The 8032-nt window shown below is 59.1% G+C and carries 10 protein-coding genes; 3 read left to right on the forward strand and 7 right to left on the reverse strand.

The window, feature by feature from the left end; all coding sequences use genetic code 11:
* Window positions 1-185: 185 nt before the first annotated feature.
* Complete coding sequence (locus EN742_RS15815) at window positions 186-434, reverse strand: DUF982 domain-containing protein (protein WP_128333001.1); 249 nt, start codon at window positions 432-434, stop codon at window positions 186-188.
* Window positions 435-711: 277 nt separating this feature from the next.
* On the opposite strand from EN742_RS15815, the gene EN742_RS15820 reads away from it, so the two are divergent.
* Both EN742_RS15820 and EN742_RS15825 read left to right on the forward strand, forming a co-directional pair.
* Window positions 712-1287, forward strand: coding sequence for a DUF309 domain-containing protein (locus tag EN742_RS15820; RefSeq protein WP_128333002.1), 576 nt, complete (start codon window positions 712-714; stop codon window positions 1285-1287).
* Between the two features lie 337 nt (window positions 1288-1624).
* Complete coding sequence (locus tag EN742_RS15825; RefSeq protein WP_128333003.1) at window positions 1625-2089, forward strand: MucR family transcriptional regulator; 465 nt, start codon at window positions 1625-1627, stop codon at window positions 2087-2089.
* A gap of 131 nt (window positions 2090-2220) precedes the next feature.
* On the opposite strand, the gene EN742_RS15830 is transcribed toward EN742_RS15825, so the two are convergent.
* The gene (locus EN742_RS15830) at window positions 2221-2433 is read right to left on the reverse strand and encodes a cold-shock protein (RefSeq protein WP_006339568.1); all 213 of its coding nucleotides are present in this window, start codon (window positions 2431-2433) and stop codon (window positions 2221-2223) included.
* Between the two features lie 380 nt (window positions 2434-2813).
* Between EN742_RS15830 and EN742_RS15835 the strand changes: the two genes are divergently transcribed.
* On the forward strand, window positions 2814-3011 hold the full coding sequence (locus EN742_RS15835; protein WP_128333004.1) for a DUF6494 family protein: 198 nt from the start codon (window positions 2814-2816) through the stop codon (window positions 3009-3011).
* A gap of 193 nt (window positions 3012-3204) precedes the next feature.
* On the opposite strand, the gene EN742_RS15840 is transcribed toward EN742_RS15835, so the two are convergent.
* The 5 genes from EN742_RS15840 to EN742_RS38740 form a co-directional block, all read right to left on the reverse strand.
* Window positions 3205-3555: a DUF5131 family protein gene (locus EN742_RS15840; RefSeq protein ID WP_128333005.1), complete on the reverse strand. Its 351-nt coding sequence runs from the start codon at window positions 3553-3555 to the stop codon at window positions 3205-3207.
* A 46-nt stretch (window positions 3556-3601) separates the two neighbouring features.
* Window positions 3602-4807, reverse strand: coding sequence for a plasmid replication protein RepC (repC, locus tag EN742_RS15845; RefSeq protein WP_128333006.1), 1206 nt, complete (start codon window positions 4805-4807; stop codon window positions 3602-3604).
* Between the two features lie 165 nt (window positions 4808-4972).
* Entirely contained in the window at window positions 4973-5983 is a 1011-nt protein-coding gene (gene repB, locus EN742_RS15850) for a plasmid partitioning protein RepB (RefSeq protein WP_128333007.1), read from the reverse strand.
* 2 nt (window positions 5984-5985) lie between these two features.
* The gene (gene repA / locus EN742_RS15855) at window positions 5986-7188 is read right to left on the reverse strand and encodes a plasmid partitioning protein RepA (RefSeq protein ID WP_189375359.1); all 1203 of its coding nucleotides are present in this window, start codon (window positions 7186-7188) and stop codon (window positions 5986-5988) included.
* 628 nt (window positions 7189-7816) lie between these two features.
* Window positions 7817-8032: hypothetical protein (locus tag EN742_RS38740; RefSeq protein ID WP_210214463.1), on the reverse strand; the 216-nt coding region annotated here is incomplete at its 5' end.

The raw sequence follows: 8032 nt of genomic DNA on the forward strand, positions 1-8032 counted from the left end.
CATATGAGGAAATGCTGGGGGAACTGATCGCATCCCGACCGGAGTTCGATACCTGGATCTGGCGGACGGCCGACGGTGAGATACCGACATTGCCAGGTGGGCATGACCGAGTGCCCCACACATAAAGTATGGTTCTCCGACGGCGATGCCGAGGTGAACGCAATTCATGAGCGCCGTCATAGCTCTCAATCGCCACGCAAAATCTTTGCTTCGAGAGCGGCAGCGACGAAAGCACGCCGAGCGGATGTTGGATGAGCCTCTCCACGCAATACGCGCAGACAGGCGTCCATCGCTATCTTGCGCTTCTCAGTTTGACGATCGAGATGTCGCAACAAGATATTGGACACGTCATTGACATCGAAGACGACACGCTCCGAGCCGTGGCCGCTGACCTGAACAACGACTGGCCTTTCAAATCTGCTCGAGCCGGTCATCACTCCCCCTCTAAACCCAGCGGCGACAACCTCGCACATCTTTCCTCAGCCGAACGATTCCGCTGCACCCCGACTGCTAAAACTTGATCGCTACCTAAGCGGGGGTCATGAACGCTGTCTGGTTAATGTCTGGTGGCGTGGGATTTGGCTAGCTCAATTTCGACAATGTCGCCTTAGGCCAGTCTCGCACAGTTTGCGGAACCTATGCCTGCACTGTTCCGCTGCGCGCAGCGACCCACTGCATACCAGAGGTCGGGTCATTCCACGGGTGTGCTATATGGCTTTGATGGCTATTGGTTCGATGTTTCGCCGGCGCTGGCTGCCGGAAAAGAGCTTTCCGTCGTATGCGTATCTGCCGGGCAGGCAACCGCATCCCGTGCGCGATCCCGCCGGACATAGCTACAACAGCGAAGCCATGCCGTTGGCGGCAAAGGCGTCGCTGGATTCAGACATATTCCTCTGGGGTCTCGACCTCTTCAATCACGGCTATTACTGGGAAGCCCATGAGGCTTGGGAAGGTCTGTGGCAAGTTGCAGACCGGGGCGCTCCGCTTCGGACGCTCTTCAAGGGATTGATCCTGTTATCGGCGGCCGGCGTGAAGATCCGCGAGGGCAAGCAGGCGGCGGCGATGCGTCATGCAGGACGCGCCGCCGCGCTCCTTCGTCGGCTGATGAACACGGCCGATCATAGCTTCGAGCGCGCGCTCGGCATGTCACCCGCAGGGCTCGCCGAACACGCAGAAGCCGCGGCACGGACCCCGGCAGCCTTGCAGGCGACAGTGCTCGGTCAGCCCCAACCCGTGTTTGACTTCATTCTCGGACCAAGCTCCGGCGAACGGCCAATCGGCTCGTAAAAAAACAACCGGTCATCCGTAGGGGACGCCAGGAATGACCCAGCCCGTTGGTTCCAACGTCACTGACCAACGAGGAATGCCAGGTTTCATTCACCTTGCCGTATTTTCATGGAGCACGGAATTTCGTGACGTTGTTTTCGGAATTACAAAGGCTCAAGACGGCACGGCTGAACATCGGTTCCGGCGCATAGCAGCCGAACGAGCACTGGGGCCGACACGCATCAGCATTTGCTTATGCCGATACTTATGCTGCTGAGACATTTATTGCTTTCAGCGACGGCCATCAATATGTAGCAGGACTTCGCCCGCTGTCCTTTCAAGCCACCCGGAGAGTTTCATGACAGAAGAAGCCGATCACAATCTCGACACCCTCATCGAGCTTACCGCCGATGTCGTCTCAGCCTATGTCTCGAATAATCCTGTCCCAGTGGGCGATCTCCCCGCCCTGATCGGCCAAGTGCACGCGGCTTTGAAAGGCACAGCTGGAGGCGTCTCCGCAGCAGAGCCGGAGGCTCTCAAGCCTGCCGTCCCGATCAGGAAGTCGGTGTCGGCGGACTACATCATCTGCCTTGAGGACGGTAAGAAATTCAAATCGCTAAAGCGCCATCTTTCAACCCACTATGGGCTGACCCCGGACGAATATCGCGCCAAATGGGGCCTGGCGGCGGATTATCCGATGGTCACGCCGAACTACGCCGCTGCGCGCTCGGCGTTGGCCAAGACCATGGGTCTCGGCCGCAAACCGAAAGAGCCGGAAACGCCACTGCCAGCGAAGCGGACCCGCAAGAAGGTCGCAGCCTAACTTTATCTCTCAAGGGTCGTTTTGGAGCGCTCAGCTGCTACCAGGTATGACCTGCGCGGAAAGAGATAAGGCGGGGCCAGTCCCCGCCTTATCTCGCATTCATTCGCCGTTGCCGGGACGCAGGCGAAAATTCAGCCAGCTTTGCTGAGGCTGCCGGCAGAGGACTTGCCGGTACGGCGGTCCTGTTCGATCTCATAGTTGATCTTCTGGCCGTCATTCAGCGTCGAGAGGCCCGCGCGTTCGACAGCGGAAATGTGGACGAAAACATCCTGACCGCCATTGTCCGGCTGGATAAAACCAAATCCCTTGGTGCTGTTGAACCACTTCACGGTTCCGGTCGCCATATCTGTGCATTCCTTTGTGACAACTGCGACGTGGACTTGGTCGTCAAGCCAGTCCGGTTAATTTCGAGACTGGGGAGTTAAACGCAGCAGAAGCGAAAATTGCAAGACCCCATTCGATCGGCCGGTAGTGTGCCGTTCTCTCGGGAACACTGCTGCCCGCACAAAGACGGCCCTTGTGCACTATTACGACACCGATTCACGGTAGCGGCTTGGCAGTTGGGCCCACTCTTCCACCTTCCAAAGGCCGATCAAGTCCGAGGACCCGACGCCTCCTTCCGGCTCGGGATCTGTTTCTATGGGACCGAGCGTCACCGCCATGCTCCTTGATCCCTTGCCTTGCCTTCCCTTACAATCTCTTCCGGACACAGAGGAGTTCCGCCATGAGCGAAGACGCCTTCAACATGTCGATCCGCAAGTTCCTAAAGGAAGTCGGCGTCACCTCCCAGCGCAAGATCGAGGAGACGGTGCGCGATGGGCAAATCGGCGGCGAGAAGAAGAAGTTGAACGTCCGCATGACGCTGACGGCGGACGGCACCGGCCTCAACCACGTGGTGGACGGCGAGATCGAACTTCCATAAGCCGGGCGAAGCGGCCTAAATTTTAGCGAAACGTACGACGCGGCCGAAAGCGTCGATACGGATTAGCAGCTGGAATGGGGTCTGGTCGGATCCGCGTAGTACCGCTCACCACGCTCTTGGCTATCGGCCCGACTGGTGCAGTTCGAATACAAGCGAAAACGAGGTCCTCGGCCTGTTGCGGACTGCGCACCGCTCATTCGAGCTCGACGTTGGCCAGTGGCCAGGCAGGACCCTCGCCGGCTGCCTCCTCTCTCCAGCCTAACTCCCGCAGGATCTGGCTTGCCGACACCCGCCACGCAAGCCATTCGATCCGATCATGGGCGATCTGTTCAATGTACTGACTGTAAAGCTGCGGATACGCGGTCCTCAGCCAAAATCGATGCTCTGGACAAAGCGCCATTGCCGCAAACACCTTGTCGCGCCATGCGTTCCTGATCTCCGGCTCGAAAAGATCGGGCTGAACACGCACGGTCTTCGGATCTCTCCAGGAGAAAGGCTCCAGAAGGATATCGCAGCTCCACTTCACTTCCTGATTTTGTGTCACGGTTCCCGCGCAAGCTCTTGGAGGGGCCGGCGATGTGCTCGCAACTTCATCCGGTCATCCTCACGGTGGCGCCATTGGCTTTAAGCGCCGCCATCAGCATCGGCCCGACGGAGAACTGCCCTGCCCTCGCCTTTTCGGTCAGCACTCGCAGATAACCGCCTGCCGAGTTGATATGCTGCGCCCGTTGCAGGATGCAGGCAATCACGATCGCGGCGACCTCCTGGCCCATCACATGGCAAGCCTCCTCATAGGCCGAGGGCGACACGCCAAGGTAGCCTCGCACCTGGGCCGCGGTGATCATCAAGTCGCGCCAGTTTGCGATCCCGTCGGCTGCATAGTCGGCAATTTCGGGGCAGGCCTTCAGCACAAGTCCGATCGGATAGCCTTTCGGCTTCTCGTCGGCTGCCCGTCTTGGCTCGACCGTCGCCCCGCTTTTCTCTAAAGCAGGTTCAAATTCAAAAGTAGAGTCGGTGTTTGAATCAGATTGCTGCCGCTCAGGCTGGGACTCATTGCCGCTCGGATCCGTGGAATTCATGAAGCTTTCCAGCATGCTATCCACTTCGTCATGGAGCATGGTTAGCTCAGCAACGATCCCTTCTAGCTCAGACAGCCCTGCGCGCCTCGGAATCGCCTCCACGATGGCTCTGAACCGCGTCCAGATGGCTCCCCAGTCGCCAGGCGCGCCCTCGTCAATCGCCGCCTCGACCAGCTTGTGGATGTCACGGCGATGGAGCGTGATCCGCTCCCGCATCAATTTGAGCGCCCGGCTGTCGGCGCGAACCTGCTCGGCCGCGCGCTGGAACTCCTGAGCCCGCGTCAGCAGCGGCGCCAGTGAGAAGCCGAACGCTTCCATGACAGTCCCGCCCTGCCCCTTGCGAGCGAACCTTTTGCCGTTCGGACTGTCACGGCGGATGATCAGACCGCAAGTCACCAGTTCAGCCAGATTCCGGCGCAGCGTGGAATCAGCCATGCCGTGCGCCCGCATCGACAGCTGGGCGTTCGAGGGAAAGACCATCAGGCCGTTTTCCTCACTGATCTGGTCGTCCGGATAGAATGACAACAGACCGCTCAGCACGGCCAAAGCGCGGTCTCCCACACCGATGATCGACTTGCCCTCGCAAAGCCAGCGATAGACCTGCCATTTCTCCACGACGAACCCTTGCGGGATCTCTCGTGCCGCCGCGTTCGCCTGCACCAGCACAAGCGTCATTGGCCGCCGCCCAAAGGGCGTCGTTGCGATATGCGTTCCCATTTCTCTTCCACCTATTGCTAGGCAAAAGAAATCAACTCGCCAAATCGGCGCCTGGACTCTTGACAGTGATTCGTGGATTTGCGATTCTCAGATTGCTTAGATCATGAGAGAGGCTTCCACGACGGCGACGTCTGGGGGCCTTTTTCTTTTGCGGTTGAGTGCTCCTTAGTCCGTTATCTTTTGACGGAACTCGTCATAGAGCGCTTGCAAGCGCTCCCGAACGAAGTTGGCGAATTGCGGTTCGATACGCTTATCGAAGGCGAAGGTCGTCTTGGATTCGCTGTCGCTGATGCTGACCAGGCGAGAACCGTTGAGTGCTGTCCATAGCGTCCGGTCGGGCTTTTTTGCCGGAATCTTGACCATGTCGTAAACTGACTGGAAGCGCTCGTCGCTGGAGAGCGCTGCGAATTCGGGATCCTGGATTGCCTTCAGAGCCCTGGCGCGCTTGGCCCGCTCTTCGAGCAGATCGGCGAGATCGGCCCATCTTTGGCGACCGAACGATTCAGCGGTGCCGATGGCCTCGATGATCTCCGCCGGCAGGCGCGCGACCAGCGCAATCATCTTTGATAGCGCTGCCTTGTCGACCCCCAGCGATGCCATGATGATGTCGCGCGAGAAACCTCTGGCTTCCAGCTTTGCCGCGAAATAGCACCTTTCGATGTAGGAAAGGTCGCTGCGACTGTTGTTTTCCTGCCCTTGGCTGACGACGAGCTGCTCGTCGGTCAGGTCCCTGACGACCGCGCGCACCATCCGGCCGAGTTGCCGGACCGCAGCCAATCGGCGGTGTCCGTAGGCGACCTGGTAGCGAGCGCTGTCGTCTGGATGCGGCCGCACCAGGATGGGCACCTGTTGTCCGTGCTCGCGTATCTGATCGACGAGCGCCGTTCGTCTTTCGTCGGTGATGCCCAGCCGATCGACCACGATAGACTGATCGATAAGGCTTGGGTCAAGTTCAACAACCGACTGCCCTTCCGACAATTTGCGCTCGATTTCTTCGGCCCGCTGGGCGCGCGAGTTTATGTTCTCCAGCGATTGCGAGATGGCGCCCACCGGCCTGCCCGGCTTCAATGGTCGATCAAGGCCCATGAGGGGCCGTACGAGCGAAGACCTGGTGGCGTCAGGCGGTGCCTGCTCGCCGGCGGCCTCGGACAGTTCGAAAAGGTTCTTGCGGGCCATGATTATTTCCGCCCCCAGGTTTTGCGGATCAGCTCCTCGATTTCGCCGTTGACAAGCGTCAGGCTCTCAAGCGCCCGGTCATAAGTCCCGCGCGTGAATTGTCCGCGTTCAACCTCATAAAGGGTCTGCTTGGTCAGCCCCGCATCGGAGATCGCGGTCGACTTGAGCATTGAATTTTCGAGAACCCGGTTGCCGAAGATCGAGCGCATGAAGCCAGCCATCTGGCTCTGCGGGCCGTCGTTCGGTTCGAACCGGGTGACGAGGTAGCGCATCCAGTCATAGTCTGTGTTGCCGCCGGCGTTCTCGACGACGGTTAGCAGGTCTGAGGTCATGAGCAGGAACTGGGACATCGACATCACATCAAGCATTTGCGGATGCACGGTGATGATGACAGCCGTGGCCGCGCACAAGGCAGACAGCGTCAGGAAGCCCAGCTGCGGCGGGCAATCGATGACCACGACATCGTATGCGGCCTCGATTTCGGCCAGACATTCGCCGAGCCTGGCAAAGAACATGGTGCCCGGCTGGCGGTTGGTCAGCACCTTCGGCGTCTCGTGCTCAAATTCCATGAGCTCCAAGTTGCCCGGGACAAGATGCAGGTTGGGTGTATAGGTCGACCGGACGATTTCCAGAATGCTTCTGCATTCCGAATCGTAGCGGATCGCGCCGTAAATGGTCTCGCTGGGCCCGACATCCAGTTCGGGCTGATGGCCGAACATGGCTGACAGGCTGGCCTGAGGATCAAGGTCGATGGCAAGAACCCGGTAACCGCGCAAGGACAGGAACTGGGCGAGGTGAGCCGCGGTGGTGGTCTTGGCGCTGCCTCCCTTGAAATTCATCACCGAGAGAATCTGGAGTTTCTCCCCTCCCCTTCGGTGACGTATGTATTTTCCCGGCGCCTTTGAGTTTGCCTCGTCGAGCACCTGGCGAAGCCGGTCGATGTCCTCCACGGAATACATCCGCCTTCCGTTCGCCTGTGGCTGCGGCCCGTGGCCTTCGGAGACGATCTGGCGCAGGTAGCCTTCATGAATGCCAATGAAATCGGCAGCCTCGCCGGGCGTGAACAAGCGCATGCCCTTTTGTGCGGTAGGCGGGAAGGTCCTCGCCTGGTGCGCCTGCAGCTGCCTCGATAGTTCGGTAGCGTCCGCGGCGATGAGTTCGCGAAGACTTTCACCCGCCGGCCTGCCATGGCTGACCTTGTCCAACACGACCCTCTCCTGATCTGCGCATTTTAGCGAATGAGAAACGTAAATGCGCTGATTAAGATGAACTGATTCTGCACAGCCGACAAACGCTTTTTGGTTAACAAAAGGTTAACGCGGCTGATCGGTGAACGAGTCTGCGGGGACTTGGCAAGTCCAAAGAATCAACGCGCGACTATACTATGTCGGCAAGATATTTGCGTTAGCTTTTTCACGCATCCGTCAGGCACCCCTCGCACCGGCGCATAGCCGCGCATTACAGCGGGCTCGGACGGCGCGAGAGTTGGGTGAGTCTTGTTCGGTTGTACATGTGCAACCTGGTTTGAAGTCGAGCTGGAAGCCACGGGCGTGAGCGACATTTTCTCCGCTTGCGGCGTGGGGCTGTTAAGGTTGCCGACAATTCGCGCTGCGGCAGGGCCGGTTCGTCGCCTGGACGGCACTAATGCATCGGGGGGCCTGGAGCCGGAACTCGTGCGACGACGTTCGATGGGTTGCCCCCAAAGCGATGTGACTTCGCGCATTGTGCGGTGCTCGAGAATTCTGCCAACAGAGCCATCACCCCTGCGGGACTGACGTGCGAGAAGCCCTGCCCTGCTCAAAGCCCGAGTTGTACCTGTGCAACTCATCTGGATCATGCGAAGTCCAGCCACCTCGACTTGCGCGGCCGTGACAACTGCGCTTGCCGATTAGCCGCGCGGACGTTGTCGGCGCCGGTGAAGCGCGGAAGGCTGCAAGGGCAGCTCGGCCGTTGAGCAGAATGGAATGCGGCTATACTGTTATTGAGCAATGCTACGACAGCTACACCGCTGTCGTAGCATTGCTCAATAACAGTATAGCCGCATTCCAT

Source organism: Mesorhizobium sp. M4A.F.Ca.ET.020.02.1.1 (genome assembly GCF_004022645.1).
Lineage (GTDB): Bacteria > Pseudomonadota > Alphaproteobacteria > Rhizobiales > Rhizobiaceae > Mesorhizobium.

Excerpts from the sequence above, each read along its gene's own strand:
- EN742_RS15815 (WP_128333001.1), bottom strand. The coding sequence starts at position 434 with ATGACCGGCTCGAGCAGATTTGAAAGGCCAGTCGTTGTTCAGGTCAGC.
- EN742_RS15820 (WP_128333002.1), top strand. The coding sequence starts at position 712 with ATGGCTTTGATGGCTATTGGTTCGATGTTTCGCCGGCGCTGGCTGCCG.
- EN742_RS15825 (WP_128333003.1), top strand. The coding sequence starts at position 1,625 with ATGACAGAAGAAGCCGATCACAATCTCGACACCCTCATCGAGCTTACC.
- EN742_RS15830 (WP_006339568.1), bottom strand. The coding sequence starts at position 2,433 with ATGGCGACCGGAACCGTGAAGTGGTTCAACAGCACCAAGGGATTTGGT.
- EN742_RS15835 (WP_128333004.1), top strand. The coding sequence starts at position 2,814 with ATGAGCGAAGACGCCTTCAACATGTCGATCCGCAAGTTCCTAAAGGAA.
- repC (WP_128333006.1), bottom strand. The coding sequence starts at position 4,807 with ATGGGAACGCATATCGCAACGACGCCCTTTGGGCGGCGGCCAATGACG.
- repB (WP_128333007.1), bottom strand. The coding sequence starts at position 5,983 with ATGGCCCGCAAGAACCTTTTCGAACTGTCCGAGGCCGCCGGCGAGCAG.